Source organism: Nocardioides sp. (genome assembly GCF_014360585.1).
Lineage (GTDB): Bacteria > Actinomycetota > Actinomycetes > Propionibacteriales > Nocardioidaceae > Nocardioides.
The window spans coordinates 1-26807 of record NZ_JACIXG010000004.1; the positions used below are offsets into that span (position 1 = coordinate 1).

General features: G+C 69.3%; 27 protein-coding genes and 2 tRNA genes. 10 read left to right on the forward strand and 19 right to left on the reverse strand.

The features are described from left to right. Positions 1–98: 98 nt before the first annotated feature. Positions 99–923 carry a hydroxypyruvate isomerase family protein gene (locus tag H5T77_RS02155; protein WP_292644522.1) on the reverse strand — a complete coding sequence of 275 codons (825 nt, stop codon included), beginning with the start codon at positions 921–923 and terminating at the stop codon, positions 99–101. A 199-nt stretch (positions 924–1122) separates the two neighbouring features. Between H5T77_RS02155 and H5T77_RS02160 the strand changes: the two genes are divergently transcribed. From H5T77_RS02160 to H5T77_RS02185, 6 genes are all read left to right on the forward strand, one after another. Then, positions 1123–2655 carry a PucR family transcriptional regulator gene (locus H5T77_RS02160; RefSeq protein WP_292644524.1) on the forward strand — a complete coding sequence of 511 codons (1533 nt, stop codon included), beginning with the start codon at positions 1123–1125 and terminating at the stop codon, positions 2653–2655. A 300-nt stretch (positions 2656–2955) separates the two neighbouring features. Beyond that, positions 2956–4908, forward strand: coding sequence for a 2-oxo-4-hydroxy-4-carboxy-5-ureidoimidazoline decarboxylase (uraD, locus tag H5T77_RS02165; protein ID WP_292644526.1), 1953 nt, complete (start codon positions 2956–2958; stop codon positions 4906–4908). Continuing rightward, entirely contained in the window at positions 4908–6404 is a 1497-nt protein-coding gene (locus H5T77_RS02170) for a xanthine dehydrogenase small subunit (RefSeq protein ID WP_292644528.1), read from the forward strand. Before uraD (H5T77_RS02165) ends, H5T77_RS02170 begins: the two co-directional genes overlap by 1 nt. Positions 6405–6522: 118 nt before the next feature. Further along, positions 6523–8916, forward strand: a complete 2394-nt coding sequence (gene xdhB, locus H5T77_RS02175; RefSeq protein ID WP_292644530.1) for a xanthine dehydrogenase molybdopterin binding subunit — start codon at positions 6523–6525, stop codon at positions 8914–8916. Position 8917: 1 nt separating this feature from the next. Next, positions 8918–9754: a xanthine dehydrogenase accessory protein XdhC gene (gene xdhC / locus H5T77_RS02180; protein WP_292644532.1), complete on the forward strand. Its 837-nt coding sequence runs from the start codon at positions 8918–8920 to the stop codon at positions 9752–9754. Further along, complete coding sequence (locus H5T77_RS02185) at positions 9751–11052, forward strand: guanine deaminase (protein ID WP_292644534.1); 1302 nt, start codon at positions 9751–9753, stop codon at positions 11050–11052. The genes xdhC and H5T77_RS02185 overlap by 4 nt, the downstream gene beginning before the upstream one ends. Before the next feature lie 298 nt (positions 11053–11350). On the opposite strand, the gene H5T77_RS02190 is transcribed toward H5T77_RS02185, so the two are convergent. The 8 genes from H5T77_RS02190 to aceB all read right to left on the reverse strand — a co-directional run bounded on the left by H5T77_RS02190 (position 11351) and on the right by aceB (position 18402). Continuing rightward, positions 11351–11584, reverse strand: coding sequence for a ribbon-helix-helix domain-containing protein (locus tag H5T77_RS02190; RefSeq protein WP_292644536.1), 234 nt, complete (start codon positions 11582–11584; stop codon positions 11351–11353). 147 nt (positions 11585–11731) lie between these two features. Beyond that, positions 11732–13144 (reverse strand): nucleobase:cation symporter-2 family protein, encoded by a 1413-nt coding sequence (locus H5T77_RS02195; RefSeq protein WP_292644538.1) that lies wholly within the window; start codon positions 13142–13144, stop codon positions 11732–11734. A gap of 9 nt (positions 13145–13153) precedes the next feature. Continuing rightward, a complete protein-coding gene (pucL, locus tag H5T77_RS02200) occupies positions 13154–14059 on the reverse strand; it encodes a factor-independent urate hydroxylase (protein ID WP_292644540.1) in 906 nt (301 codons plus the stop codon). 1 nt (position 14060) lies between these two features. Then, positions 14061–14420, reverse strand: coding sequence for a hydroxyisourate hydrolase (gene uraH, locus H5T77_RS02205; RefSeq protein ID WP_292644542.1), 360 nt, complete (start codon positions 14418–14420; stop codon positions 14061–14063). Then, a complete protein-coding gene (gene uraD / locus H5T77_RS02210; RefSeq protein ID WP_292644544.1) occupies positions 14417–14923 on the reverse strand; it encodes a 2-oxo-4-hydroxy-4-carboxy-5-ureidoimidazoline decarboxylase in 507 nt (168 codons plus the stop codon). Before uraD (H5T77_RS02210) ends, uraH begins: the two co-directional genes overlap by 4 nt. A 133-nt stretch (positions 14924–15056) precedes the next feature. After that, on the reverse strand, positions 15057–15524 hold the full coding sequence (locus H5T77_RS02215) for a helix-turn-helix domain-containing protein (RefSeq protein WP_292644546.1): 468 nt from the start codon (positions 15522–15524) through the stop codon (positions 15057–15059). A 38-nt stretch (positions 15525–15562) separates the two neighbouring features. Next, the gene (locus H5T77_RS02220) at positions 15563–16816 is read right to left on the reverse strand and encodes a DUF6986 family protein (protein ID WP_292644548.1); all 1254 of its coding nucleotides are present in this window, start codon (positions 16814–16816) and stop codon (positions 15563–15565) included. Beyond that, on the reverse strand, positions 16813–18402 hold the full coding sequence (gene aceB, locus H5T77_RS02225; protein ID WP_292644550.1) for a malate synthase A: 1590 nt from the start codon (positions 18400–18402) through the stop codon (positions 16813–16815). Before aceB ends, H5T77_RS02220 begins: the two co-directional genes overlap by 4 nt. Before the next feature lie 177 nt (positions 18403–18579). Here aceB and H5T77_RS02230 point away from each other — a divergent pair, with 177 nt between their 5' ends. Both H5T77_RS02230 and H5T77_RS02235 read left to right on the forward strand, forming a co-directional pair. Then, positions 18580–19347: an IclR family transcriptional regulator gene (locus tag H5T77_RS02230; protein ID WP_292644552.1), complete on the forward strand. Its 768-nt coding sequence runs from the start codon at positions 18580–18582 to the stop codon at positions 19345–19347. 95 nt (positions 19348–19442) lie between these two features. After that, positions 19443–20252 (forward strand): carbonic anhydrase family protein, encoded by an 810-nt coding sequence (locus H5T77_RS02235; RefSeq protein ID WP_292644554.1) that lies wholly within the window; start codon positions 19443–19445, stop codon positions 20250–20252. 7 nt (positions 20253–20259) lie between these two features. Here the strand turns inward: H5T77_RS02235 and H5T77_RS02240 are convergent, their stop codons facing one another. The 5 genes from H5T77_RS02240 to H5T77_RS02260 form a co-directional block, all read right to left on the reverse strand. Continuing rightward, complete coding sequence (locus H5T77_RS02240) at positions 20260–20418, reverse strand: hypothetical protein (protein ID WP_292644556.1); 159 nt, start codon at positions 20416–20418, stop codon at positions 20260–20262. Continuing rightward, the gene (locus H5T77_RS02245) at positions 20415–20825 is read right to left on the reverse strand and encodes a PPOX class F420-dependent oxidoreductase (RefSeq protein WP_292644558.1); all 411 of its coding nucleotides are present in this window, start codon (positions 20823–20825) and stop codon (positions 20415–20417) included. The genes H5T77_RS02240 and H5T77_RS02245 overlap by 4 nt, the downstream gene beginning before the upstream one ends. Before the next feature lie 382 nt (positions 20826–21207). Continuing rightward, complete coding sequence (locus tag H5T77_RS02250) at positions 21208–21516, reverse strand: nucleoside triphosphate pyrophosphohydrolase family protein (RefSeq protein WP_292644560.1); 309 nt, start codon at positions 21514–21516, stop codon at positions 21208–21210. A gap of 93 nt (positions 21517–21609) precedes the next feature. Then, a complete protein-coding gene (locus H5T77_RS02255; RefSeq protein ID WP_292644562.1) occupies positions 21610–22188 on the reverse strand; it encodes a TMEM165/GDT1 family protein in 579 nt (192 codons plus the stop codon). Between the two features lie 357 nt (positions 22189–22545). After that, a tRNA-Thr gene (locus H5T77_RS02260) sits at positions 22546–22625 on the reverse strand. 17 nt (positions 22626–22642) lie between these two features. Here H5T77_RS02260 and H5T77_RS02265 point away from each other — a divergent pair. After that, positions 22643–22957, forward strand: a complete 315-nt coding sequence (locus H5T77_RS02265; RefSeq protein ID WP_292644564.1) for a hypothetical protein — start codon at positions 22643–22645, stop codon at positions 22955–22957. A 3-nt stretch (positions 22958–22960) separates the two neighbouring features. On the opposite strand, the gene H5T77_RS02270 is transcribed toward H5T77_RS02265, so the two are convergent. The 5 genes from H5T77_RS02270 to H5T77_RS02290 form a co-directional block, all read right to left on the reverse strand. Further along, the gene (locus tag H5T77_RS02270; protein ID WP_292644566.1) at positions 22961–23311 is read right to left on the reverse strand and encodes a hypothetical protein; all 351 of its coding nucleotides are present in this window, start codon (positions 23309–23311) and stop codon (positions 22961–22963) included. Continuing rightward, complete coding sequence (locus H5T77_RS02275; RefSeq protein WP_292644568.1) at positions 23308–23682, reverse strand: hypothetical protein; 375 nt, start codon at positions 23680–23682, stop codon at positions 23308–23310. Before H5T77_RS02275 ends, H5T77_RS02270 begins: the two co-directional genes overlap by 4 nt. After that, entirely contained in the window at positions 23682–24911 is a 1230-nt protein-coding gene (locus H5T77_RS02280) for an NRAMP family divalent metal transporter (protein ID WP_292644570.1), read from the reverse strand. The genes H5T77_RS02275 and H5T77_RS02280 overlap by 1 nt, the downstream gene beginning before the upstream one ends. Further along, positions 24908–25390: a hypothetical protein gene (locus H5T77_RS02285; RefSeq protein ID WP_292644572.1), complete on the reverse strand. Its 483-nt coding sequence runs from the start codon at positions 25388–25390 to the stop codon at positions 24908–24910. The genes H5T77_RS02280 and H5T77_RS02285 overlap by 4 nt, the downstream gene beginning before the upstream one ends. A 704-nt stretch (positions 25391–26094) precedes the next feature. Continuing rightward, positions 26095–26177 (reverse strand) — tRNA-Tyr (locus tag H5T77_RS02290). 138 nt (positions 26178–26315) lie between these two features. Here H5T77_RS02290 and H5T77_RS02295 point away from each other — a divergent pair. Then, positions 26316–26807 (forward strand): YajQ family cyclic di-GMP-binding protein, encoded by a 492-nt coding sequence (locus H5T77_RS02295; protein ID WP_292644574.1) that lies wholly within the window; start codon positions 26316–26318, stop codon positions 26805–26807.

Genomic DNA, 26807 nt, shown 5'->3' on the forward strand with positions numbered 1-26807 from the left:
GGCGGGGGGGTGCCCGGGGCCCGCGGTGTGGCCCAAATCTCACCATTTTCGGTGGGGGGTGGGTTGTTTATGCCCCCCCCCCTCGACGCTGATTTCGGTCAGGACGAGCCGACTCGGCAGCTGGGGCGGCGCTCATGCGGCAGCCAGTCGAAGCTCTCGGTCGAGCCCTTGGCGGGCTTGTACTCCAGCCCGACCCAGCCGGCGTACCCGGCGGCCTCCAGCGCGGCGAGCTGCCGCTCGAGCGGGAGATCGCCGGTGCCGGGCTCGTTGCGGCCCGGGGCGTCGGCGATCTGGACGTGAGCGATGCGAGCGGCGTACGCAGCGATCACCTCGTCGACGTCGTCGCCGTTCACGGCGAGGTGGTAGAGGTCGGCGAGCAGGCCGATGTTGGCCTCGCCGGCGCGGTCGATCGCCGCGATCGCGTCGGCGGCAGTGAGCAGCGGGTAGCGGTCGGCACCGCTGACCGGCTCGACCAGCACGGTGCCGCCGATGCGGGCCGCCGCGCGAGCAGCCAGCGCGAGGTTCTCGGCGGCGAGCTCGTCCTGCGCCTCGGCTGCGGCGTCGTCGACGCGGTTGCCGTAGAGCGCGTTGAACGCGGTGCAGCCGAGCCGTTCACCGATGCCGATGGTGGCGTCGATGTTGTCGCGGAACTCCGCCGACCGGGCCGGCCACGAGACCAGGCCGCGGTCACCGGCCGGCATGTCACCGGCGAAGAAGTTGAGGCCGACCAGGCGCACCCCGGCGCCCTCGACGGCGTCGACGAAGGCGTCCACGTCCTTGTCGGACGGCACCGCGTCGGCGAACGGCCACCAGAACTCGACCGCGTCGAAGCCGGCGGCCTTCACCGCCGCGGGGCGCTCGAGCAGCGGGAGCTCGGTGAACAGGATCGAGCAGTTCACCTCGTACCGGAGCTGGTGGGACATCTCACCATTCCTTCCGTAATGCGGAATTTGATTTCTGACATTCGAAATATAAGGATGTGAGCGGAGTCACGTCAACCCCGAGCAGAACTTGGCCGCAAAGTGGTGAAGAAACGACAACGGGCCTCCCGCGTACACGTGCGGGCGTTGTACGTTCCTCCAAGACGCGGCCGAATGGGACCGGTCGACCGGTGGAGGCACCGTGCTACTTGCAGAGCTGTTGAAGACGCCCAGCCTGGGCCTGCGACTCCTGCACGCCCCTGAGAGCGCGCTCGAACGACCTGTCGGGCGCACGATCACGATCGACCTGCTCGAACCCGGTCGCTACCTGAGCGGCGGCGAGCTCGTGCTCACCGGCCTCGTCTGGCGTCGTGGACCCGAGGACAGCGAGACCTTCGTGTCCTCGATCGCGGAGGGTGGGGCGACCTGTCTGCTGGCCGGCGCGGCACTCCTCGGCGCGGTCCCCGACGACCTCGTGGAGGCCTGCCGTCGCCACCGGGTCGCCCTGGTCGAGGTCCCCGGAGACGTCGCGTTCGCCGACGTGACCGAGTACGTCGCGGCCGCCGGCGCCGCCGGCGCGAGCGCCCGGATGTCGGCCAGCCTGGCCCGCCAGCGCCAGCTGCTCTCCGCCATCGCCTCGGGCCGAAGCCTGGACGAGCTGGCTGCCCGGGTGGCCTCCGAGATCGGCCACGCCTGCCGCGTGCTCACCGCGAGCGGCCGACATGTCGTGCCAGGTCCCGGCGATCTGGAGCCGGAGACGGTCGACGCGCTGACCCGTCGCTTCCTGACCGCCGACCTGCTGCCCGCCGTGGCCGAGGTGGGTGACCGCCGCTACTCGCTGTTCCCCATCGGATCGGGCCTGGCCGACCGCCTCACCGGATGGACGGTCGCCGTCGAGGGCGACCACACCACCTGGCCGCGGGAGGACCTCGACATGGTCCACGAGTTCGGCGCCATCACCGCACTGGACCGATCGCGGCGCGACGAGGGCCTTCGGGTCCGGCGACCGCTCGCGGCGGCGACCCTCGCCCGCCTGGAGGCCGGTGCCTCCCCCGCCGAGATCGCAACCGGGCTACGCCAGTCCGGGCTCGATCCCGATCGGCCGCTCGTCCTCGCCGTCGCCGAGCTCGGGCCGGGTGGTCCGCCGGACGCGGTGGCCGCGGTGCTCGAGGACGTGGCCCTCGGGCTGGGGCCGTCCGTGGTCGCGAACGCCCGCGACGGCTGCGCGGTCGCCTTCCTCCCGTCCCGGCCGGACCTCACCGACCAGCTGCGCCGCTCGCTCACCCGGTTGGGGCCGGCGCTGGTCCGCGGTTCGCTGTCGGTCGGCCTGAGCGGCGAGAGCGGCATCGAGGCGCTGGCCGGCGCGCTCGAGGAGGCACGGTTCGCGCACCGGGTCGCCCGCTCCGGCGGGGGCTCGGTGGCGTTGTCCAGCTCCGAGGAGGTGACCTCCCACGTGCTGCTGCTCGCCACGGTTCCCGACGACATCCGCCGCACCTACGCGCAACGCGTCCTCGGCCCGGTCCTCGAGCACGACCAGCGCTCCGGCAGCGATCTCGTGCTCACGCTCGACCGGTTCCTGACGTACGCCGGTTCGTGGGCACGAACCGCGGAGTCGCTCCATCTGCACGTCAACAGCGTGCGCTACCGGATCGCCCGGATCGAGGAACTGACCGGTCGCGACCTGACGACGATGGAGGACCGGGTCGACGTCTTTCTGGCACTCAGATCTCTGTGAGCGGGCCTTGGTCGAGTCGGCCGGGGCCGGCTGTAACACGTCGTTCGTAGGACTACTCGCCTTTTATAACGACCGGATAGACCTACGAACAGCGTGTTACACGCGATCCAGAGCGGTGTTTCACGCCGCCGAAACCGCCCCGATACAGGAAGCACGTCATTCTGGAGCATCACACAAAGGCCGCATCCGCGCAGACCCCATCTTCGGATGATCGGCGGGTGCCACTCGGGGCCAGAAAAGACCAGGCTGTGGTGTACGTCACGCTCACCAACCGCGAGCCCCCGAGAAAGGTGTGAGGCGATGAATGCCAGAGCAGTCCTGAGGTCGTTACGGCCGCAGCGGAAGAGTGGTTCCGGCACCACCCACCCCGTCGACGAGGTGCTCCCGGCGGGCAAGCTCGCCGTCTACGGCCTCCAGCACGTGCTCGCGTTCTACGCCGGTGCGGTGATCGTGCCGATCCTGCTCGCCAACGCGATCGGGTTGAGCCAGGAGGAGCTGATCCACCTGATCAACGCCGACCTGTTCACCTGCGGCATCGCCTCGATCATCCAGTCGGTGGGCTTCTGGAAGGTCGGCGTCCGTCTGCCGCTGCTACAGGGCGTCACCTTCACCGCCGTCTCGCCGATGATCGCGATCGGGATGGCCGCGGGCGGCGGCACCGACGGGCTGCTCGTCATCTACGGCGCGGTGATCGTCGCCGGTCTGGCGACCTTCTTCATCGCCCCCTACTTCAGCCGGCTGATCCGGTTCTTCCCGCCGGTCGTCACCGGTTCGGTGATCACCATCATCGGCATCGCCCTGCTGCCCGTCGCCGCCGCGGACGCGACCGGTGGCGCCGGACCGACCTCAGACCCCACGAGCGGTCGCAACCTGGCGTACGCCCTGGGCACCTTGGCGCTGATCGTGGTCATCCAGCGGGTGTTCAAGGGCTTCATGGCCACCGTCGCCGTGCTCGTCGGACTGGTCGTCGGCACCCTGGTCGCCTGGATCCTCGGCGACGCCCACTTCGACGCGGTCGCCGGCTCCGACTGGGTCGGCGTCACCACGCCGTTCCACTTCGGCTGGCCACAGTTCTCCGCCGCCGCGATCGTGTCGATGATCGTGGTCATGCTGATCACCGCCGTCGAGACCACCGGTGACGTCTTCGCCACCGGCGAGATCGTGGAGAAGCGGGTCGGTCGCACCGACATCGCCCGGGCCCTGCGTGCCGACGGTCTGGCCACCACCATCGGCGGCGTCTTCAACTCCTTCCCCTACACCTGCTTCGCCGAGAACGTCGGCCTCGTCCGGCTGACCCGGGTCAAGAGCCGGTGGGTCGTCGCCGCCGCCGGTGCGATCATGGTGCTGATCGGGCTGCTCCCCAAGGTCGGCGCGATCGTCGCCGGCATCCCGCACCCGGTCCTCGGCGGCGCGGCCCTGGCGATGTTCGCAACGGTCGCCGTCGTCGGCTTCCAGACCCTCAGCAAGGTCGACTTCCACGACCACCGCAACGTCGTCATCGTCGCGACCAGCGTCGGCCTGGCCATGTACGTCACCGCGCAGCCCGAGGTCTCCCAGGCCGTCCCGGGGTGGGCCGAGATCATCTTCGGCAGCGGCATCACCCTCGGCAGCCTCTCGGCGATCCTGCTCAACGTCCTGTTCCACCACGTCGGTCCCGACTTCGGTCCGACCGTCGCCGGCCAGCCCGGCGAGGGCGTCCGGCTCGACCAGGTCAACCAGATGGGACGTACGGAGTTCGTGGAGACGTTCGACGGTCTCTTCCAGGGTCCGCGATGGATGGTCGAGCGGGCCTGGGACCAGCGGCCGTTCACCGACACCCACGCCCTGCGCCGAGCCTTCCAGGACGCCCTCTTCAGCGGCACCGTCGAGGAGCAGCGCGAGCTGATCGAGGCCTACCCCGAGCTGGGTTCGCGCCTGGTCTCGGACGGGGTCGTCGGCGAGGAGTCGCTGCGCGACCAGTCCTCGCGCGGCCTGACGCACCTGGCCGAGCCCGACCAGGAGGCGCTGACTTCGGTCACCGACGCCTATCACGAGCGGTTCGGCTTCCCGCTGGTGATCTCCGTACGCGACACCACCTCGCTCGACCGGATCCTCGCCGAGGGCCGGGACCGCCTCGGCAACTGTGAACGCCAGGAGCACGCCGCCGCGCTGATCGAGATCGCCAAGATCGCCGGCCACCGCTTCGACGACTTCCTGCGCGATGCCAACCCCATCCACAGCGCCCGCACCCGCAACCCGATCCGGAGCCAGTGATGAGCACACCCGCCACCCCAGGTCTCACCGTCAACGGGGACCTGCTGCCCCTGACCGGGGTCGCCGCCCACACCACCGCCCTCGACTGGTTGCGCGGTCGCGGCCTGACCGGCGCCAAGGAGGGCTGCGCCGAGGGCGAGTGCGGCGCCTGCTCCGTGATGGTCGCTCGGCCCGGCACCACCTCGCCGACCGAGTGGACCTCGGTCAACGCCTGCCTGGTGCCGGTCGCCGCGCTCGACGGCCAGGAGGTCGTCACCAGCGAGGGCCTCGGCAGCAGCAGCGACCTCCATCCGGTCCAACAGGAGCTCGCCGTGCGTGGCGGGTCGCAGTGCGGCTACTGCACCCCTGGGTTCGTCTGCAGCCTCGCCGCGGAGTTCTACCGTCCGAGCCGGGTCTCGACAGGCTCGACCACCGGTGGCAGTGCCGAGCCGTGCGACCACGAGCACGGCCCGAACGGCGTCGACCTGCATGCGCTGAGCGGCAACCTGTGCCGCTGCACCGGCTACCGCCCGATCCGGGACGCGGCCTTCGCCCTGGGCTCGCCGGAGGACGGCGACACACTCGCCGCGCGGCAGCAGCAGCCACCGCCCGAGCCGCGGCCGACCCGGATCGCCGTCGACGGCGCCGAGTTCGTACGCCCGGAGACGCTGACCGAGACGCTCGCCCTTCTCACCGAGCGACCGGAGGCGCAGGTCGTGGCCGGCTCGACCGACTGGGGCGTCGAGGTCAACCTCCGCGGCCGCCGGGCGCCTCTGGTCGTCGCGGTGGACCGACTGCCCGAGCTGCGCGAGCTCGCCTTCCGGACCGGCTACGTGGAGATCGGCGCGGCCCTCACGCTGACCGAGATCGAGCGCAAGCTCAACGGCCGGGTCCCGCTCCTGGCCGAGCTCTTCCCGCAGTTCGCCTCGCGTCTGATCCGCAACAGCGCGACGATCGGCGGCAACATCGGCACCGCCTCCCCGATCGGTGACGCCCCACCGGCGCTGCTCGCGCTCGATGCCGACGTCGTCCTGGCCTCGCCGCGCGGCGATCGGGTCGTCGCGCTGGCCGACTACTTCACCGGTTACCGCGAGACGGTCCGGGCCACGGACGAGCTGATCCGCGGCGTACAGCTCCCGCTGCCGCTGGCCCCGCTCGTCGGCTTCCACAAGATCGCCAAGCGCCGCTTCGACGACATCTCCAGCGTGGCTATCGGCTACGCACTCGAGATCGCCGACGGCGCCGTGGTCCGGGCTCGGATCGGTCTGGGTGGCGTCGCCGCCACCCCGCTGCGTGCCGTCGCCACCGAGGACGCCCTCGTCGGGCGGCCCTGGACCGAGGAGTCAGTACGCCGCGCCGCGGCCGTCCTCGCCGAGGAGGGCACCCCGATGGACGACCACCGCGCCAGCGCGTCCTACCGCTCGGCGATGCTCGGCCAGTCGCTGCTGCGCCTGTTCCACGCCCACCCCGGGTCTCGACAAGCTCGACCACCGAAAGCACAGGAGGTGCCGGCATGAGTGACCCGCGGAATGTTCACCGAGGTAACTCGGTGAGCGACCACCTCCTTCGTGGAGTTCCGCGAGGGAACCGCATCCACGCCGAGGTACCTCGGTCAGCATCCGAGGAGGTGCCCGCATGAGCGCCCTGTCCCAACGTCCCGAGAACCCGATCGTCGGGATCCCGCTCCCGCACGAGAGCGCCGCGCTGCACGTCACCGGTGAGGCGCTCTACACCGACGACCTGGTCGGGCGGATCGCCGGCACGCTGCACGCCTGGCCGGTCCAGGCCCCGCACACCCATGCGCTGGTCACCGCGCTCCGCCATGAGAAGGCGTACGCGGTCCCGGGGGTCGTCCGCGTGCTGACCGCCGACGACGTGCCCGGCGTCAACGACGCCGGGGTCAAGCACGACGAGCCGCTCTTCCCCACCGAGGTGATGTTCCACGGCCATGCGGTGTGCTGGGTGCTCGGCGAGACCCAGGAGGCGGCCCGGCTGGGCGCGGCCGCGGTCGAGGTGGACTACGAGCCGCTGCCCTCGCTGGTCACCGTGCAGGAGGCGATCGCTGCGGAGAGCTTCCAGGGCACCCCGCGCCACCTGGAGCGCGGTGACGCCGAGGCCGCGCTGACGGGCGCCGCGCACGTCTTCGAGGGCGAGTTCGAGTTCGCCGGGCAGGAGCACTTCTACCTCGAGACCCACGTCTCGCTGGCCCTGGTCGACGAAGGCGGCCAGGTGCTGGTGCACAGCAGCACCCAGCACCCGTCCGAGACCCAGGAGATCGTCGCTCACGTCCTCGGCGTCCCGAGCCACGAGGTGACCGTCCAGTGCCTGCGGATGGGCGGTGCGTTCGGCGGCAAGGAGATGCAGCCGCACGGCTACGCCGCCATCGCCGCTCTGGGGGCCACCCTCACCGGGCGCCCGGTGCGGCTGCGGCTCAACCGCACCCAGGACATGACGATGTCCGGCAAGCGTCACGGCTTCCACAGCACCTGGCGGGTCGGGTTCGACGACGAGGGTCACATCCTCGGCCTCGAGGCCACCCTCACCGCCGACGGCGGCTGGAGCCTCGACCTCTCCGAGCCGGTGCTGGCCCGCGCGCTGTGCCACATCGACAACGCCTACTGGGTGCCCGACATCCGGGTCGACGGCCGGGTCGCACGCACCAACAAGACCTCGCAGACCGCCTTCCGCGGTTTCGGCGGCCCGCAGGGGATGCTGGTCATGGAGGACCTGCTCGGCCGGTGCGCCCCGCTGCTCGGCATCGACCCGCTCGAGCTGCGCCGCCGCAACCTCTACCAGCAGGACCAGACCACGCCGTACGGCCAGCCGGTGCGGCAGGCGGACCGGCTGACGGCCTGCTGGGACCAGGTCGCCTCGTCCGGCGAGGTGGCCCGCAGGCGAGCCGAGATCGCGGAGTTCAACCACCGCCACCCGCACACCAAGCGCGGCCTGGCGATGACGCCGGTGAAGTTCGGCATCTCCTTCAACCTCACCGCCTTCAACCAGGCCGGCGCCCTCGTGCACGTCTACAAGGACGGCTCGGTGCTGATCAACCACGGCGGCACCGAGATGGGCCAGGGCCTGCACACCAAGATGCTGCAGGTCGCCGCCACCGCGCTCGGCCTGCCGCTGTCCCGCGTACGCCTCGCCCCCACCCGCACCGACAAGGTGCCCAACACCTCGGCGACCGCGGCCAGCTCGGGTGCCGACCTCAACGGGGCGGCCATCAAGAACGCCTGCGAGCAGATCCGCGAGCGGCTCGCCCAGGTCGCCGGCGGCCGTCTCGGGATCAGCCCCAGCGACGTACGTTTCGACGACGGCGTCGTCCGCGGCCTCTCCCCGGCTTCCGGGGAGATCGGCTGGAACGAGCTGGTCAACGCCGCCTACCACCAGCGCGTGCAGCTGTGGGCGGCCGGCTTCTACCGCACCGAGGGCCTGCACTGGGACCCCGCGGTCATGCGGGGCGAGCCGTTCAAGTACTTCGCCAATGGGGTGGCCGCCTCCGAGGTCGAGGTCGACGGCTTCACCGGTGCCTACACGCTGCGGCGCGTCGACATCGTCCACGATGTCGGCGACAGCCTGAGCCCGCTGATCGACATCGGCCAGATCGAGGGCGGCTTCGTGCAGGGCGCCGGCTGGCTGACCCTGGAGGACCTGCGCTGGGACACCTCGGACGGGCCCAACCGCGGACGGCTGGCGACGCAGGCGGCGAGCACCTACAAGCTGCCGAGCTTCTCCGAGATGCCCGAGGACTTCCGGGTGAAGCTGCTCGAGAAGGCCCACGAGGAGGGTGCCGTCTACGGCTCCAAGGCGGTCGGCGAGCCCCCGCTGATGCTCGCCTTCTCCGTACGCGAGGCGCTGCGTGAGGCGGCCGCCGCGTTCGGCCCCGGCGGCGCCAGCGTCGACCTCGGCTGCCCCGCCACCCCGGAGGCCGTCTACTGGGCGCTCGACCGAGCCCGTACGCCGCAGGCCCCCGAGCCTGCACCCAGCGACGCCGGCGCCGAGCCGGCCATGGCCGGACGGAAGGGATGAAATGGAGTGGATGAGAGCCGTCCAGCGGCTACGCGAGCAGCGGGTCCCCGGCGTACTGGTGACCCTGACGTCCGTGCGCGGTCATTCCCCGCGCGAGGCAGGGGCCAAGATGGTCGTCTCTGCCGACCGCACCTGGGCCACCGTCGGTGGCGGCAACCTCGAGGCTGTCGCGATCGAGCGCGCGCGGGCGATGCTGACCGAGGGCCTCGCTGTGCCGGAGGCCCTGAAGGTGTCGCTCTCCGACAAGGCGCCCTACCAGCACGGCGTCCAGTGCTGCGGGGGCGAGGTCGAGCTGCTGCTCGAGCCGCTGCCCCTCGTACCCTCCGTGGCCATCTTCGGGATGGGTCACGTCGGGCTCGAGCTGGCGCGCATCCTCGCTCGTCACGACCTCGAGCTGCACCTGGTCGACTCCCGCGCGACCCAGCTCGAGCCGGAGCAGCTGCGAGGGCTGGACGACGCCGTCGCCGGCATCCACGTCCACCAGGTGCCGGTGCTGCCCGAGCTCGTCATCGGCGAGCTGCCCGAGGGCACCCATGTCCTGGTGATGACCCACGACCACGCCGAGGATGCCGCGCTGTGCGACGCTGCTCTCCGCGCCTCCCATCTGGGATCGATCGGGCTGATCGGCTCGAGCGCCAAGTGGAGCCGGTTCAAGGCCAAGCTCGCCGACGAGGGCCACGCCCCCGAGGCGATCGCCCGCATCACCACGCCCATCGGTCTCCCCGATCTCGGTGGCAAGGCCCCGGCTACGATCGCAGTGAGCGTCGCTGCTCGGCTGCTGCAGCTCTTCTCGGGTGACCCGACCGCTTCTGAACAACACACCAAGGTGAACCCATGACGCTCTACCGAGGGACCTTCCTCGACACCCCTGACGACCCCTTCACCGGCGGTCGGCTCCGCACGGAGCAGGACGGCGCGCTGCTCGTACGCGACGGCGTGATCCGCGCCCGCGGAAGCTACGCCGACCTGCACCGTCAGCACCCCCAGGAGGACGTCGTCGACCTCTCCGGCGGCTTCGTGCTACCCGGGTTCGTCGACACCCACGTGCACTTCCCGCAGGTGCGAGTCATCGGCGGCCTCGGCCTGCCCCTTCTCGACTGGCTCGACCAATGCGCCCTCCCCGAGGAGGCGCGCCTCGCCGACCCGGCCTACGCCGCAGGGGTCGCCACCGACTTCGTCCGCGGCCTGGTCGGCGCAGGCACCACCACGGCGCTGGTCTTCGGCAGCCACTTCGCCCCCGCAGTCGACACTGTCTTCGCCGAGGCCGCCCGGGTCGGGCTACGGATCACCAGCGGCCTCGTGGTCAGCGACCGGCTCATCCGTGAGGACCTGTTCACCGACCCCGACCGGGCCCGTGAGGAGTCGCTCGCGCTCGCCGCCCGCTGGCACGGGGTCGGCCGGGCCCGCTACGCCGTGACGCCAAGGTTCTCGCTGTCCTGCACCGACGACCTGCTCGCGGCCTGCGCCGACGTGCTGAACGCGACGCCAGGCGCCATGTTCACCTCCCACGTCAACGAGAACGTCCGCGAGATCGAGGTCGTCGAGGAGCTCTGCGGCTGCGACTACGTGACCTCCTACGACCGCCATGGCCTGGTCGGCCCAGGCACCGTGCTGGCGCACAACGTGCACCCCACCGACTCCGAGCTCACCCTGCTCGCCGCTCGCGGCGCCTCGGTCGCGCACTGCGCCTCCAGCAACGCCGCGCTCGGCAGCGGCCTCTTCCCGCTCGCCCGCCACCGCGCCCACGGGGTGCGCGTGGCGATGGGCTCCGACGTCGGCGCCGGCACCGGGTTCTCCCTCCTCAAGGAGGGCCTGGCGGCGTACGTCGCCCAGCAGCAGCTCGGCGAGGCCGGCCACCCGCTGACGCCGACCCACCTCCTTCACCTGGCCACCCGAGCCGGCGCCGAGGCCCTCGGGCTAGGAGCCGCGGTCGGCGACTTCTGCGTCGGCCGCCGCTTCGACGCCCAGTGGATCAAGCCCGCCGCCGACACGCCCCTCGACGTCGGCCTCACCCACGCCTCCGACCCCGGCGACGCCCTGGCGAAGATGTTCGCCCTCGGCACCCCCGCCGACGTACGCAGCGTGTGGATCGAGGGCGAGCTCGTCGACGCCCCCGACCCCCACCTCGTCGGCTGACCCCCGCCGAGGCGTCAGGTAGGTCGGCCGAGACGTCACGTACGTCGGTCGAGTGGTCAGCGTCGTGCCTACTCGGCCGGCGGGAGTGACGTCTCGGCAAGGCCACAGGGGAGACGCTCCTGAGCATCCTGGTTGTCGTGAGCGATTTGTCGACATATCTCACGGCGAACACACCGACGCTCACTTCGAAGACAGCACGTAGCCGCTGTGGTGGTGGCGCGGCAGTCACGGTGTGAACGTCGAGGCGGTCACTGAATGGTTCCCGGACCTTTAGCGAAAGGCTCCTGATCACGGATCTTCATGCGGCGTACTCGGCCAGGGCGCGCCTGATCACCTCGGACCTGGACAAGTGCTCTCGTTCAGCCAGTGCGTCCGAAGCTGCGAGCTCGTCGGCAGTGAGCCGGACGGCAACGACCTGCATCGGCTCGGCGCCGCGCCCTGGCCGGCCACGTCCGCGACGCTTCAGTTGCTCGACGTCGTAGCCCCCTTCGGCCTCGTCCGCCCACCGCTGAATCCGCTCGTCAGTACCCACTAGAAAATCGTATGACGAAAATCCGGATGCCTGTAGCACCCGCCCTTCTTCCCAAGGTCGAGTCGGCGCATCCTGACACGAAGTCAGGCCGAGTCGGCTCGTCATGACGAGCCGACTCGTCCTACAGAAACCGGCGGCCTCAGCCGGTCACGACCGCTCGATGTCGTCGTCCAGGCGGTCACCGAGGTTGTCGCGGCGGTCTTCTGAGGCGGCGAAGACCGACGCACCCGGGCGGTTGCCGACGGTGATCTCGTTGAACAACAGGTTGAGCACGACGGCGACCAGGGCGGTGGCGCTGATGCCGGAGTGCATGATCACCCCGAGCCATTCCGGGAAGGCGTCCCAGAAGGTCGGCGCCGCGATGGGCAGGATGCCGACGGCGATCGCGACGGAGACGATCACCATGTTGAGGTTGTCCTCGTAGTCCACGCGCGACAGCGTGCGGATGCCGCTGGCCGCGACCGAGCCGAACAGCACGACGCCGGCGCCACCGAGCACGGGATACGGGATCGCCGCCACGACGGCGCCGACGATCGGCAGCAGGCCGAGCAGCAGGAGCACGAGGCCACCCGTCGCGACGACGTACCGACTCCGCACGCCGGTCAGAGCCACCAACCCGACGTTCTGCGCGAACGCGCTGCACGGGAACGTACCGAACAGCGGGGCGACCGTGGTGGCCGCCATGTCGGCGCGGAGACCGTTGGCGACACGCTTGGCGTCCACGTCGGTCTCCACGATCTCGCCGATGGCCAGGATGTCCGCCGTCGTCTCAGTCATGATCACCAGCACCACGATCGTCATCGAGACGATCGCGCCGACCTCGAACGTCGGACCGCCGAAGTGCAGGATCGGCGGGAGCGCGACCAGGTCGGACTCGCCGACCGAGGAGAAGTCGGACCGGCCGGCGATCGTGGCGACCACGGTCCCGGCGACGATTCCGATGAGGATGGACAGACGCGAGATCGCGCCCTGGAACACCCGGCTGATCACCAAGATGATGAGCAGCGTCAGGCCTGCGTACGCGATGTTGGTCATCGAGCCGTAGTCCGGAGCGGTGGCGTCGTTGCCCATCGCCCACCGGAACGCCACCGGCATCAGCGACAGCCCGATGACCGTGATGATCGTGCCGGTGACGACGGCGGGGAACAGCCGGACCAGCTGGGCGAAGAACGACGACAGGACCAGCCCGATCACCCCGGCGACGATGATCGCGCCGAAGACCGGGCGCAGCCCGTCCTCGCTGGCGATGGTGACCATCGTCGACACGCTGGCGAACGAGATGCCCTGCACGATCGGCAGCCGGCTGCCGAAGGGGCCGATGCCGAGAGTCTGCAGCAGCGTCGCGAAGCCCGAGACGAAGAGTCCGGCGGTCACCAGCAGCGCGAGGTCCGTGCCCGACAGGCCCGCAGCACCCCCGACGATGAGCGGCGGCGCGATCACGCCGCCGTACATCGTCAGGATGTGCTGGGTGCCGTAGGCGAGGAGCTGGCCAGGCGGATGCCGCTCGTCCTCTGGTCGGGTCGTGGTCGGCGCGGTGGCCTGCCTCCTGCGACCTAACATGGCCGGTCCTCAGCAGAATCCGGGGATGGCGTGCCAGGCGTTGCCGGCATCAGGGGCCTCGTCGCGTACGACCGAGGCTTCGATCAGGCCGTAGGGCCGGTCGGCGGCATGGAAGACCTCGCCGGGGTTCTCCAGACCGAAGGGAGAGAGGTCGGAGAGGAAGTGGTGCTTGTTGGGCGCGGAGAACTTGATCTCGGCGACATCGCCGTGCTGCTCGAGCACCGAGGTGCCCATCCCGTTCAGGGTCTGCTGCAGGGCGAGACTGTGGATCTCCGCGAACCGCTGCAGCAGCAGGGCCCGGATCGAGTCGTACGACTTGTCCCAGTCGACCTCCGTGCCGACGTAGCGCCAGCGGGCGACGAGCGAGGTCGCCAGGATCCGGTCGGTGGTCTCCTGCAGGGTGGTGTACTCGTCCTTGAGGAAGCCATGGAACTCCGAGCCGGTCGACTTGAGCACGACCAGGTCCTTGATGCCGGAGACCACATGGGCGACCCGGTCCTCACCGCGGCCGTCGACGTTCACCACCGTGGTGCGTACGCCGCCACCTGAGCGGACGAAGGAGTGGTCATGACCCTCGCCGTCGACCTGGATGCGGTCCCAGGCGTACTCATCGACCTCGACCCGCGCTCCCTTGGCGGCCGGGCAGGCCTCGAGGTAGCGGTCGGCGAGAGCGAGCGCGAACTCCTCGATCGAGGCGACGCCGACCTTCTTCGCGTAGGCGAAGACGGTGTTCTTCTGGGTGTCCGTCGGCAGCACGTCCTGCTGGTCGCCGCTGGTGTGGGCCTCGGCGAAGCTGCCGCGCAGTGCGGTGGAGACGTTGAGGTCGCGGATCTGGTGGCGAGGGGTGTCGCGGTAGATGCGTACGACGCGGTTCTCGGCCTTGCCGTACTGGTTCGATCCAAGGTGGATGGGCATGTCAGCTCCCTCGGTAGGTGGAGTAGGCGAACGGGCTCAGCAGGAGTGGCACGTGGTGGTGCCGCCGGTCGGTGACCGCGAAGGTGACGGTGACCTGCGGGAAGAAGCACTCCTGACCGGTCGCCGCGTAGTAGGCGGCGGTGCCGAATCGGAGCTGGTAGGTGCCGGCCGGGACCTGATCCGGTCCCAGGCCGGTCGCCCGGCCGTCGTCGTCGGTGACGGCATCGGCGAGGACGACGATGTTGTCGGGGTCTCGAGGGTCGATCCGGCTGAGCCGAACCGGGACACCGGCGGCCGGGCGGCCGAGCGCGGTGTCGAGCACGTGGGTGGTGATGGCACTGGTGCTGTTCTGACTGGTCATGCGGAGACCTCCTCGGTCAGGAGCCGCTCGAGACGCAGCAGCGCGATCTTGCGGAGCTCGTCGGCGACCACGGCCGCCTCGGTGTCCGGCGCGTTGGCGAGCCGGTCGCGCAGCGAGGCGAGGACCTCGTCGGCCGAGAGGCCCGAGGCGCAGATCAGGAAGACCCGGCCGAAGCGCTCCTCGTAGGCCCGGTTGCCCTCGGCGAGAGCCTGCGCCGTGGCCTGGTCGGTGCCGACTGCCGCCTGCTCGCGCCTCGACCAGGCGGCCTCGGCGTGCTCGCCCTCGGCGCGCTCCCCGATCCGGGGGTGGGCGGCGAGCGCCTGGTCGACGTCGACCGCGGTGAACTGCCGGGCAGCCTCGTCGGCGACGCGGGCGACGTCGTCCGTGTCGGCGTAGGGGCGACCGTCCATGACGGCGGTGACCCAGGCCGGTGCGGCGCAGCAGGCCTGCAGGACGGGACGTACCTCGTCCGGGGAAGCGGTGTTGAAAGTTTGGAGATCCATAGTCCTTGCTCTCTCACGATGCGGAAAAGCATTTCCGCATAACCACAGTGACATGTGTCGTACGTCACCGTCAACAGTTTGTTGAAAACCTTGGGTTAAACAGTGAGAGCGCAGGTGACAGGGAGGTTTCGAACTAGTCTCGGTCGCGGTTCAGGTAGTTGTAGACGGTGAACCGGGTGACGCCGAGCGCTGCGGCCACGATCTCGGCGCTCTTGCGGAAGTCGAAGGCACCTCGCTCCTCCAGCAGCCGGACAGCACGCTGCTTCCCCTGCCGGTCCAACGTCCGCAGGTCGCCACCGAGCTCGTCGGCGACCTCGGCGAGCAGCGCCTCCAACCCGGAGGCCGTACGCCGCGGCGCGCTGTGACCCTCGACCCGCACCTGGAAGGTGATCTGGTCGGCGCCGTGGTCCAGACCTGCGGCCACCACGGCGGCAAGCGTGGCCAGCACCGTGTCTCGTTCGCCGCGCACCGACGTGCCCAGCGGCCCGAAGTCACATTCCAGGCCGGCCTCGCGGGCCGCCTCGAGCGCCGCCGTCGCATGCTCGGGCGGCTCGCCCTCGCCCCGGAACGGTTCGGTGGTGAACTCGGCTTCGACGCGCATGACGGCAGGCTATCCAGCCTGCCGCCGCGCGGTGTGCGTCAGCCGATCCGTCGGCGCGCGAGCCCCGCCAGCTCGGCCCGGTCGATCCCGGCCAGCCGCTCGACCTCGTCGGCCGCGACCGCCCCGCACTCCACTCCGCGCAGGACGAACGCGGCGAGCGCGGCAGCGGTCGCGGGCTCGTCGAGATAGCTGGACTCGCCGCCGTGGACGTACGCCCGCAGGCGGGCCGAGGCGACATCGAGCCCGTCACGGAAGAACGCGTAGGTCGCGATGTAGCGACTCGGGAGCTGAGCCGGATGCAGGTCCCAGCCCTGGTAGATCCCGCGAGCCAGCGACCGGCTCACCAGGCGGGAATGGAGCCGCCAGGCCGAGCGTACGGCCTCGCGGTCACCGACCGGGAGCACATTGGTCGAGCCGTCCGAGACGAAGACGCCGGTGCCGGCCGCGGCCACTTGCATCACGTCCTTCGCGTGGTCGGCGACCGGGTGCTCCATGCTCTGATAGGCGGCCGCGACCCCGAGCGATGCGGAGTAGTCGTAGGTCCCGTAGTGCAGGCCGGTGACCCGTCCGCCCCCGGCCGCGATCATCCGGGCGACCAGCGCCGTGCCGTCGGAACCCAGGATCGCCTGCGGCGTCTCGACCTGGATCTCGAACCGCAGGCTCCCCGCGGCGATCCCGTGGGCTGCCTCGAGCGCGTCCAGCGCGGTGACCATCGCGGCGACCTGCTCCACGGAGGTCACCTTGGGCAGCGTGATGACGAAGCCGTCGGTCAGCCCGCCCTCCCCGGCGACCTCCTCCAGGAAGAGGTCCAGCGTACGCAGGCCACGATGCCGCGTCGGAGCCTCGAAGGACTTGATCCGGATGCCGTGGAACGGTGGCGCGGCGCCGTCGCGCACGGTGGCGGCGAGCGCTCGGGCGGCGGCCGTCACGGCGGCGTCCTCGTCCGCGTCGGGGCGGGCTCCGTAGCCGTCCTCGAAGTCGATCCGGAGATCCTCGATCGCCTCGGCGGCCAGCTTGGCCCGCACCCGGTCGTAGACGGCATCGGCCAGTTCCGGGCTCAGGTCGAACGCCTCGGCGATCTCAGCAGCCGAGCCCGCATGCTCGGCCAGCGCCCGACCGGACTCGGCTGCCCACTGAGCGACCGTCTTCTCGTCGTAGCTGTCGCCCGGGACATAGACCGTGTGCACCGGCTGACGTACGCCCCGGTCCCCCGGATAGCTCGCGGCCAGCGCCGCGTCGGCGCCGGCGAGCGCGCGGTCCAGCCTGCCGACGAGGTCTTCGAGCTCGCTCATGCGCCGACCACCAGGTCGTAGGCCGGCAGGGTCAGGAAGTCGAGGTAGTCGTCGGCGAGCGCGACCTCCTCGAAGATGGTTCGAGCCTGCTCCAGGCGGTGCTCGATCCCGTCGGCGGCCGTGAGCAGCTTCGCCATCTCCTCGTCCAGGATGCGGCGTACCAGCTCTTCGGTCACCGGGGTCCCGTCGTCGAGCCTCGACTCGTTGTGCACCCACTGCCAGATCTGCGAGCGGGAGATCTCGACCGTGGCGGCGTCCTCCATCAGGTTGTGGATGGCGACGGCGCCGGAGCCGCGGAGCCAGGAGTCGAGGTAGACGAGGGAGACCTCGACGTTGTCGCGCAGCCCCTCGAGGGTGATCACGCCACCCGCCGAGGCGACGTCGAGCAGGTCCTCGGCGCGCACCTCGACATCGTCACGCTGCCGGTCGACCTGGTTCGGCCGGTCGCCCAGGACGCTGTCGAAGGTCCCCCGGCAGATCGGGACGAGGTCGGGGTGGGCCACCCAGGAGCCGTCGAAGCCGTCGCCGGCCTCCCGCTCCTTGTCCTCACGGACCTTGGCGAAGGCGACGGCGTTGACCTCCTGGTCCCGGCGACTCGGGATGAAGGCGGCCATGCCGCCGATGGCATGGGCGTTGCGCCGGTGACAGGTCTTGACCAGCAGCTGGGCGTAGGCGCGCATGAACGGCGAGGCCATCCCGACGGTCGCCCGGTCGGGAAGCACGAACGAGGGTCCGGCGTCGCGGAAGTACTTGATCAGGCTGAACAGGTAGTCCCAGCGGCCGGCGTTGAGCCCCGAGGCGTGGTCGCGCAGCTCGTAGAGGATCTCGTCCATCTCGAACGCAGCCGGGATGGTCTCGATGAGCACGGTCGCACGCACGGTGCCGTGCGGGATCCCGAGCTCTGCTTGAGCGAAGGTGAACACGTCGTTCCACAGCCGCGCCTCGAGGTGGCTCTCCAGCTTGGGGAGATAGAAGTACGGTCCGCTCCCCTGCTCCACCAGCTCGCGGGCGTTGTGGAAGAAGTAGAGCCCGAAGTCGACCAGGGCGCCGACGACCGGCTCGCCGTCGACCAGCACGTGCCGGTCGTCGAAGTGCAACCCGCGCGGGCGCATCACGATCGTAGCCAGCCGATGGTCCGACTTGAGCTCGTAGAGCTTGCCCTGCGGCGACATCGCCGAGATCTGCCGTCGCACGGCGTCGTACAGGTTCACCTGGCCGTCGACGACGTTGCTCCAGTGGGGCGTGCTGGCGTCCTCCATATCGGCCAACCAGACCCGCGCCCCGGAGTTGAGGGCGTTGATCGTCATCTTCCGGTCGGTCGGGCCGGTGATCTCGACCCGGCGGTCCTGGAGATCCTCGGGCGCCGGCGCCACGGTCCAGTCGGCGGCGCGTACCTCTGCGGTCTCCGGCAGGAAGTCGAGCCGGCCGGTGCGCGCGACCTCCTCACGCCGCACCCGGCGGGCGGCCAGCAGCTCGTCGCGGCGTGGCCCGAAGCGACGCTGCAGCTCGGCGAGGAACTCGAGGGCTTCAGGGGTGAGGATCTCGGCTCCTCGCTCGACGTCGCCACCGGTGATCTGAATGTTCACGAGCTCCACCCTCTCAGGGCCACAGTTTTCCTTTGAATGGATTCTTCTTTCCGCATTGCGGATATTAATCTCCCCTGACAAGGGACGCAACCGACAGGTTTTCCTCTACCCGACGCTAGACTTCCGTCATTCGGAAGTCAGCACCCATCAGATCGTGGCCGGAAGATAGGGGAGCCTGTGAGCGAGAACGAGAAGGCGCCGAAGGCGCGCGCCGGTGCCGTGCAGTCGATCGAGCGGGCCTTCGGCCTGCTGGAGACGATGGCCGATGCCGGCGGGACCATGGGGCTCTCCCAGCTCGCCGCCACCTCCGGGCTGCCGCTGCCGACCATCCACCGGCTGGTGCGCACCCTCGTCGACCTGGGCTACCTCCGCCAGGAGGCCAACCGGCAGTACGTCCTCGGCCCCAAACTGATCCGGCTGGGCGAGAGCTCCTCCCGCATGCTCAGCACCTGGGCCCGCCCCCACCTCGCACGACTCGTCGACGAGGTCGGCGAGTCGGCCAACCTGGCGATGCTCGACGGCGACCAGATCGTCTACGTCGCCCACACCGAGTCGCGCCAGTCGATGCGCATGTTCACCGAGGTCGGCCGCCGCGTCTCTCCGCACTGCACCGCCGTCGGCAAGGCCATCCTCGCCGACATGGCGCCCGACCACGTCCGCGACATCCTCCGGCGCACCGAGATGGTCCCCTACACCTCCACCACGATCACCTCGCGCGACGACTATCTCGACCAGCTCGAACAGGTCCGCGAGCGCCGCTACGCCATCGACGAGGGCGAGCAGGAGGCAGGCGTACGCTGCGTCGCCGTCGCAGTCGCCGACTACGCCCCGCGCCTGGCGATCTCGATCAGCGGCCCCACCGGACGGATGAGCGACGAGCTCATCGAGCGCGCCGTCCCGCTGCTCACCGAGGCAGGCAAGCAGCTCGCCACCGACCTGGCCTGACGCGGCGCCGATGGCGGCTGCTCGACCGCAGTTCGTGGTACGTATTGAGGTCCACGGGTCGCATCTCGACCCGATAGATCTCGGGAGATCTGACCATGAAACGCACCGACGTCGGGCTGGACCGTCGAGCCCTGCTCCAGGGAGCCGCCGCCATCGCGGGGCTCACCGCCCTCTCCTCGTCCGCGGCCGCCTCCTCGACCTCCACCAGCGCCCCGAACACCGTCCCGCACTCAGCCCCGCATCCCACACCGCACCAGAGCCCCATCCGCATCTACCGGGGCGGCACCCAGCAGGCGCACTTGCCCGCCCTGCACGTCCACTATCCTCACGACGCGACCGTCACGATGAAGTACGTCCGCGAGGACGCCGACGAGCCCGACGGCTGCACCGTCCGCGGCGACGAGGAGACCGTACGCGCCGAGCTCTCGCCCGGCGCCGGGTCGCTCGAGATGGGTGGTGTGACGTACGGCCTGGCGCAGTTCCACTGGCACACCCCGAGCGAGCATCTGCTCTCCGCCCGGGACTACCCGATCGAGATGCACTTCGTGCACCAGGACGATGCCGGCCACACCCTGGTCGTCGGCGTCTGGGTCCGCCCGGGCCTCACCAACCGGGCCCTCGGCCGCCTCTACGACCATCTGGTCTCCGAGTGCTCGACCGCCGACCACGTCAGCCACATCGACGTCGGCGCCCTCCTGCCGCGCCGGCACACGTCCTACCGCTACGACGGCTCCCTCACGACCGCGCCCTACACCGAGCACGTCCAGTGGGTCATGCTCACCGAACCCATCACCGCCTCGCCCCGCCAGATCGACCGGTTCCGCACCATGTTCCCGACCGGCAACCGCCGCGATGTCCAGGACATCACCGACCGCGTGGTCCTCACCGACCGCGGGCCCCGCTGAGGCTGGATCAGCTGACCCGGACGCCGAGGTTCTGGGCGAGGTTCTGGGCGAAGAAGATGCCAAGTCGCTCGACGGCCGTCCCGACGTAGGGCTCCCGGTCGTACAGGTCCACGTGGCTCGCGCCCTCGACCCAGAAGACCTCCTTCGGCCCGACCGCCGCGCTCACCACCCCGACGGACGGGTGTTGCCGAGCACGCGGGTCACGGAGATCTCGATGACCACGCGCTCCGGGTTGGGCCGGGGCTGCTTGTAGCGCTCGGCGTAGCGTCGCTCGGCCTCGGCCACCGACTCGGCGTCGTCCTTCACAACCGCCGCGCCCTCGAGGGTGCACCACCGCCGCCCATCCACCTGGCTGACCGCGACCTGGGCCCCGGACCCGGCCGCGCGTACGTTGCGCACCTTCTTGCTACCCGCGCTGCTGATGACCCGCGCGATGCCGGCCACCGGATCGAAGGTGACCCCGACCGGGACCAGGTGGGGGCTGCCGTCGGGTCGGCTCGTGGTCAAGAAGCAGATCCGGCGCTCCCGCCAGAACTCGTCGTTCTCCGCGGGCGATGATGCGTCGACTGTCATGGTGCTCCTTCAGGTGACCAGCGAGGCACCCCGATGATCTGGGTCTGTGCTGGGCATCGGGGCGCTTTCCCAGAGGTGGCCGATTCAACCACCCCGACCCGTCCTCACAGCGAACGACTCGGCCCGCGTCGACCGAGCGGCATCAGACCAGTGCCCAGGCAAACGCCTTCTCGATTGTGTTCGACGCCCCAGCGCCAGTAGCCATAGGAAAGAACGGCGAAGCCGACGCCGAACGTGTGTGTCAGCGCTGATTCCACCAAGGTCCGACTCCTGCCTCGGGCGCGCCGGCCCTGAACCTATGAGGTCATTCGTTGACCTGCAGGCAAACACCGGACGAAGGTAGCGAGCATCGGAGACTGTCAGCGATCGTCGCCGCTTCCACCTATTGTGCGCCCCGCTGCTGACGGTCGGCGAGCTTCTTGATGTTGAGCTCCGCAACGTCCGCGAGCGGGAGCCCGAAGTGGTCAGCGAGGACCGCTAGGTACCAAAGTGTGTCGCCCAGTTCCTTGGCGAGATCATCGAGGTCCCACTGGTCGAAGTCGCCGTCATGGTCACGCACGATCTTCTTCGCCTTCTCAGCGATCTCGCCCGTCTCCCCGACCAGACCCAGCAACAGGTGGAACACCTCGTTGGGTTTGTCCTTGGTCGCCGCGGTGCGCAGCGCCGCCTGCTGGTAGGCGTTCAGATCCATGACCGGAACATATCGCGCCACTTGGCTCGTCTCCGGTGCAAGAGCGGCAGCTGGACAAGGCGTGGGTTGGTCGCTGTTCCACCTACTCGATCGTCACATGTGCGCGACACCGTCGACGATGAGGAGGAGGCCGAAGATCGCGAACAGTGCGGCTGCGCCGTATTTGATGACCTTCTCTGGAAGCTGACGCCCCAGGAGCGCGCCGACGCCGATCGCGAGAGCATCGGCCGCGACCATGCCGAGGGTCGACCCGATCCAGGTGCCCAGCCAACCTTCCTGGGTTGCCAAGGTGATCGTCGCGAGCATCGTCTTGTCGCCGAGCTCGGCGAGGAAGAACGCAACCCCGACGGCCAGGAGGGCCATGCCACGGCTGTTGCGGGCTTTGCTGGCCTCGTCCTCCGTGAGTTCATCTCCACGCAGGGTCCAGGCGGCGAACAGCAGGAACGCGACCCCCGCAACGAGGGTGATGTATTGCTGATAGTCGGCAAAGGCATCACCGATGAGGGCGCCGATGCCGACCGATGCCAGGTGGACGATCGCAGTTGCGGCGGTGATCCCGAGGATCACGTCGCGAGCCCGATAGCGGGTGGCGAACGTCATCGCCATGAGTTGGCTCTTGTCACCGAGCTCGGCGACGAAGATCACTGCTGTCGAAAGCAGGAAGGCGTACACAGGGTTTCCTCTCCGGCACACTGGCCGGAGGAGCCCGCGTAGACGTGGACTTCCCTTCGACCAGGCACGTCACGTTGATACGGGTGTCTGATCGAAGGTCTCGTCCGCCGGTTTGCGAGCGATGCTCGCGTCGTGGCCTGTTGCGCCGGGCCGGTGAGGCCAGTGTGTCGACGCAACTGTTGAGGACTACTCCCCTTCGAGGACGAGCCTAGGGCACGGTCCAGGAGCATTCCCAGCGGGGCGACTGTTGATCTTGGTCACTCGCCGTTCGAGCAATGGGTAACCCGCCGGGGACGTGAACATCTGCTGAAAGCGAGCTACGGCTGGACACGGCCGGACAAGCGAAACACCCCGGTGTGGCAGATGAAGGATTCGAACCTTCGAAGGTAAAAGCCGACGAACTTACAGAGCGTCGGTCACACCAACCCTGACCTGCCTGAACACTCATTACGCCGTGGGCGCGGACGCGCCCCGGACGTACGGACCTCACCAGGAGCACGCAGGCCTGCCACAGGTGGCCCTCGGCCCGGAGCTGCGCCCCGACGCTGCCGAAGCCTTCCACGGCGCTGCGGCCCTGCTCAGGCTGGTCGAGGACTCCGTCGCCGCCGAGGACAAGCTGAGCACCTGCTGTCGGTCGATCGACGACTTCGCCGCCACGACCCGGGACATGCGCAGGCAGACCAAGGAGGAGCTCTTCGCCGCCGGCAGCCTCGTCGTCGTGCTCCGCCGGATGCTGACGTCGGTCACTCCGGTGCGGGACTCCGACTGACCCTCAGCGGATGTCCCGAAGCCGCTCGAAGTCGCCGGGCTTGACCCGCACCACTCCCTCGTTCCAGTCGATCGCGTCGATGTCGTCCCACTCGACATAGAACGCGTGCCGGTGCAGCCAGCGCACGAACCTGCGCAGCACCCACGGTCCGTGGGTGCGGTTGCGGTCGTAGCCGAGCAGCGAGCCGGTCCCCCGCTGGGCCACGATGATCCCGGCAAGCCGGTAGCCGTGCTGGTTGTCCTCGCGACGCTCGAAACGGACGTCGCCGACGTACCCGGCCGACTGGCCCGTGTGGTCCTCCACCGGCATGTGCAACAGGTCACCGAGCCGGTGTCGCTCGTGCTGCGTCGTCATTTCGCCCCCGGGATTCGAGTGATCACGTGTTCCCGCATCCAGACCTCGAACCCCTCCACGTCGACGTCGGACCGGGGGATCTTGAGGTGCACGGCGTTGTCGATGTGGTCGACATCCTCGATCCGGATCCGGTCCGGCTCACCAGTGGTGGATCCGGACAGGCGCTCCCACACCGCCTTCATGTAGAAGCCGATCAGTCCGCCGGTACGTGGGCCCAGTGCCCCGGGACCCACCAGCAGCTCGGTGACCCGCCAGGTGCCGTCCGATTGCCGCTCGATCGTCACGTCGTCGACCTTGCCGACCATCCGGGTGTCGCTTGCGATGATCTGCCGGTCGAGGAGCTGCAGCGCAGCGTCGTAGGTCTCCTTCATCACTGTCCCATCTTGGTCCAGACCATCAACGGCAGTGCCGCCACCGACGCCACCACGACGATCACCATGTAGACGCTGCCGAAGAAGTTCGCCAGCACGCCGTTCGTGTGCTTGCCCATGTAGTCCTCGTCGTTGGCGACGATCAGGATCGGGAGATAGGTCAACGGGAGCGCCACGGCGGAGAAGACCACGGAGAACTCGGTCACCATGATTGGGTCGATCGTGGTCAGCAGCACGACTGCCGCCAGGACCGCAGAGAGCAGCATCATCGCGTGGAAGCGGGAGGCCTGGGTGGGGGTGACGTACTTGCCCCACTGCCAGCCGAAGTACTGCGAGATGCTGTAGCCCACCGACAATCCCGTCTCGCAGGCGGCACCGAAGGTGGCTCCGAAGAAGCCCACCAGGGCGACTGCCAGCCCGATCTTTCCGAGCTCGGTGGCCACCGGAAGGCCGACCTGCGAAAGGGAGCTGACGTCCACGCCCAGCGGACCCAACGTGAGCGCGGCCGCTCCGGCGATGCCCAGGGACAGCAGGCCGCCGAGCGGGAAGCCGATGAAGACGTTGGCCCGCATGACCGGGATGTCCCGCTCGGACCACCCTTCCTCGACTCCTCCGGAGGAGAAGAAGAAGACCTCGTAGGGCGTCATCGCGGCCCCGAACAACGCCACGCCGTAGTAGGCGTACGTCGACCAGTCCTCGTCGCCGGGCTTGGCGAAGGTGGCCGCCTGCTCGGCGAGGTGACCCCAGTCCGGTCCCATCTGCCAGAAGGCGACCGCGAAGGCGATCAGGCCCAGCCCGAGCAGACCGAAGGCGTTCTCTATGATGGAGAACTTCACCCGCCACAGCACCAGCCACACCAGGGCTGCCACGATCGGGATCCACAAGAACCGCTGGACGCTGGTGGCGAGCTCGAGCGCCAGCGCGATACCGCCGATCTCGGCGATGAAGGTCAGCCCGGTCACTCCCATCGACGCGGTCAGGTTGGCGAGGCCGAGCCGCGGCCCCAGGCGCTCCCGGACCAGGTCGAACGTGGAGCGCCCACTCGCGGCTGCCACCCGCCCGGACATCTCGGCGAAGACCATGATCCCGAGGATCCCGACCACGGTGACCCACGCGAGCGACAGCCCGAAGCGGGCACCGACCTGGGCGCTGGTGACCAGGTCCCCGATGTCGACGAAGCCGCCGATGGCGGTCAGCACGCCCAGGGTGAGCGCGAAGATCTTCTTCATCGGGCGCGCACCTCCTCCAGCTTGCGGTGCAGGTCCTTCGCGAGCTTCGAGAGCTGCTTCTCCAGCTTCGCGAAGTCCCCGGCGCTATCTCGTGACACCGCGATCCGGGTGTCGGTGACCGCACTCGACGCGTCCGACATCAGTGTCGAGGTCGAGGAATAGAGCTGGTCCAGCTGCCTGGGCGGGTTCAGCGCGTCATATCCACCACTCGCGGCGGACAGGGAGTCCTGGGCGTCGTGGACGGCGATCTCCGCATAGTTCGTCAACATGTCTTCGCGCATCAGCAGCCGCAGCACCAGGAGCGTCGACTCCACCGCCGAGACGGTCTGCTCGATCGCGAGCTCGCTCCGGTCCCGGAAGGTGTCCTGGTCCGGGGACTGCGGGACGCAACCGGCAAGCAGCAGGGCGGCCACGACGATGAGGGGGCTGCGTGTCAGGTCTCGGCGCATCAACGGCCCGCCCGAAGCAGGAACCAGCACAGGCCCACGATGGCGGCCAACAGCAACAACCACCCGGTGGTCAGGGCCATCGTGTGAGTCATCGCGGCGTCCTCCTCGGACAGCGTTCGTTGAGCGGACAGACCAGGGGTACCCCCACGACTGGGAAATATGCTGGGACCCGGCATCACAGTCGAGGCACGGGGCGAAGCGATGGTCGATTCTCCCAACGACGAGCGCGGTCGACTCCTGTCCCAGTTGGCCGCACTCTGACGGCCCTTCCGGAGGACCAGCCCCAGACCTGGCGGCTGTGCGAGGTCGTGCGCCGGATCCTCGGCGCCGACGGAGCCGTCATCACAGTCGAGTACCTCGCTCACGCGAGCGCCGGTCGGCGCGACCGACGATATCGCCGGCGCACTCGAGGACATCCAGGTGGTCGGGAGGTCCAGGCTTCGACGCTGCCCGGTCCCAAGAGGGTCGTGACCGCCGATCTGCGGACCGCCTCCGACCATTGGCCGAGCTCGCGCAGTCGCTCGAGCACCATGCCTACGCACTGGCGACAGACACCGCGGAGGCCGCCCGACAGGTGGTCGATCGCGAGATCAACTAGGAGTCGAGGGCCGACATCGCGGACGCGTATCGGACGTGAACACCGTCAGTCAGTGGGCTATGGCCGGACACAGCCAGACAAGCGAAACACCCCGGTGGCCAACGTTTCCGCTGGCCACCGGGGTGTTCTCCCAGTGTGGCAGATGAAGGATTCGAACCTTCGAAGGCATAAGCCGACGGATTTACAGTCCGCTCCCATTGGCCGCTCGGGCAATCTGCCTGGGTTGTACGCGTGCCCCTGCGAAGGGGATCGCGACAGCAATAAACGATAGCGCAGGGGCTGGCGGCGCACGAAAACGGCACGAGGTTCTAGGGTGAAGGCACCACAGACCTGGTCAGAAGCTAGAGGAGAAGAGTCATGGCTGACTCATCGTTCGACATCGTGAGCAAGATCGACCGTCAGGAGGTCGACAACGCGCTGAGCCAGACCGCGCGCGAGGTCGCGACGCGGTTCGACTTCAAGGGGACCAACGCGACCATCGAGTGGAGCGGTGATCAGGCGATCGAGATCTCCGCCTCCGCGGACGACCGCGCGAGCGCGGTGCTCTCGGTCTTCCAGGACAAGCTGATCAAGCGCCAGCAGTCGCTGAAGATCCTCGACGCGAGCGAGCCGCGCCAGTCGGGGCAGCTGTCGAAGATCTCGATCACGCTCAAGGAGGGCATCTCCTCCGAGGACGCGAAGAAGATCTCCAAGCTGATCCGCGACGAGGGGCCCAAGGGGGTCAAGGCGCAGATCCAGGGCGACGAGCTCCGTGTCTCCTCAAAGAAGCGCGACGACCTGCAGACCGTGATCTCGCTGGTCAAGGGGCAGGACTACGACTTCGCGGTGCAGTTCATCAACTACCGCTGA

Bases quoted from the DNA above. Each gene is read 5' to 3' on its own strand.
- H5T77_RS02155 (WP_292644522.1), bottom strand. From the start codon at position 923: ATGTCCCACCAGCTCCGGTACGAGGTGAACTGCTCGATCCTGTTCACC.
- uraD (WP_292644526.1), top strand. From the start codon at position 2,956: ATGAATGCCAGAGCAGTCCTGAGGTCGTTACGGCCGCAGCGGAAGAGT.
- H5T77_RS02170 (WP_292644528.1), top strand. From the start codon at position 4,908: ATGAGCACACCCGCCACCCCAGGTCTCACCGTCAACGGGGACCTGCTG.
- xdhB (WP_292644530.1), top strand. From the start codon at position 6,523: ATGAGCGCCCTGTCCCAACGTCCCGAGAACCCGATCGTCGGGATCCCG.
- xdhC (WP_292644532.1), top strand. From the start codon at position 8,918: ATGGAGTGGATGAGAGCCGTCCAGCGGCTACGCGAGCAGCGGGTCCCC.
- H5T77_RS02185 (WP_292644534.1), top strand. From the start codon at position 9,751: ATGACGCTCTACCGAGGGACCTTCCTCGACACCCCTGACGACCCCTTC.
- H5T77_RS02195 (WP_292644538.1), bottom strand. From the start codon at position 13,144: ATGTTAGGTCGCAGGAGGCAGGCCACCGCGCCGACCACGACCCGACCA.
- pucL (WP_292644540.1), bottom strand. From the start codon at position 14,059: ATGCCCATCCACCTTGGATCGAACCAGTACGGCAAGGCCGAGAACCGC.
- uraH (WP_292644542.1), bottom strand. From the start codon at position 14,420: ATGACCAGTCAGAACAGCACCAGTGCCATCACCACCCACGTGCTCGAC.
- uraD (WP_292644544.1), bottom strand. From the start codon at position 14,923: ATGGATCTCCAAACTTTCAACACCGCTTCCCCGGACGAGGTACGTCCC.
- H5T77_RS02215 (WP_292644546.1), bottom strand. From the start codon at position 15,524: ATGCGCGTCGAAGCCGAGTTCACCACCGAACCGTTCCGGGGCGAGGGC.
- H5T77_RS02220 (WP_292644548.1), bottom strand. From the start codon at position 16,816: ATGAGCGAGCTCGAAGACCTCGTCGGCAGGCTGGACCGCGCGCTCGCC.
- H5T77_RS02235 (WP_292644554.1), top strand. From the start codon at position 19,443: ATGAAACGCACCGACGTCGGGCTGGACCGTCGAGCCCTGCTCCAGGGA.
- H5T77_RS02245 (WP_292644558.1), bottom strand. From the start codon at position 20,825: ATGACAGTCGACGCATCATCGCCCGCGGAGAACGACGAGTTCTGGCGG.
- H5T77_RS02250 (WP_292644560.1), bottom strand. From the start codon at position 21,516: ATGGATCTGAACGCCTACCAGCAGGCGGCGCTGCGCACCGCGGCGACC.
- H5T77_RS02270 (WP_292644566.1), bottom strand. From the start codon at position 23,311: ATGACGACGCAGCACGAGCGACACCGGCTCGGTGACCTGTTGCACATG.
- H5T77_RS02275 (WP_292644568.1), bottom strand. From the start codon at position 23,682: ATGAAGGAGACCTACGACGCTGCGCTGCAGCTCCTCGACCGGCAGATC.
- H5T77_RS02280 (WP_292644570.1), bottom strand. From the start codon at position 24,911: ATGAAGAAGATCTTCGCGCTCACCCTGGGCGTGCTGACCGCCATCGGC.
- H5T77_RS02295 (WP_292644574.1), top strand. From the start codon at position 26,316: ATGGCTGACTCATCGTTCGACATCGTGAGCAAGATCGACCGTCAGGAG.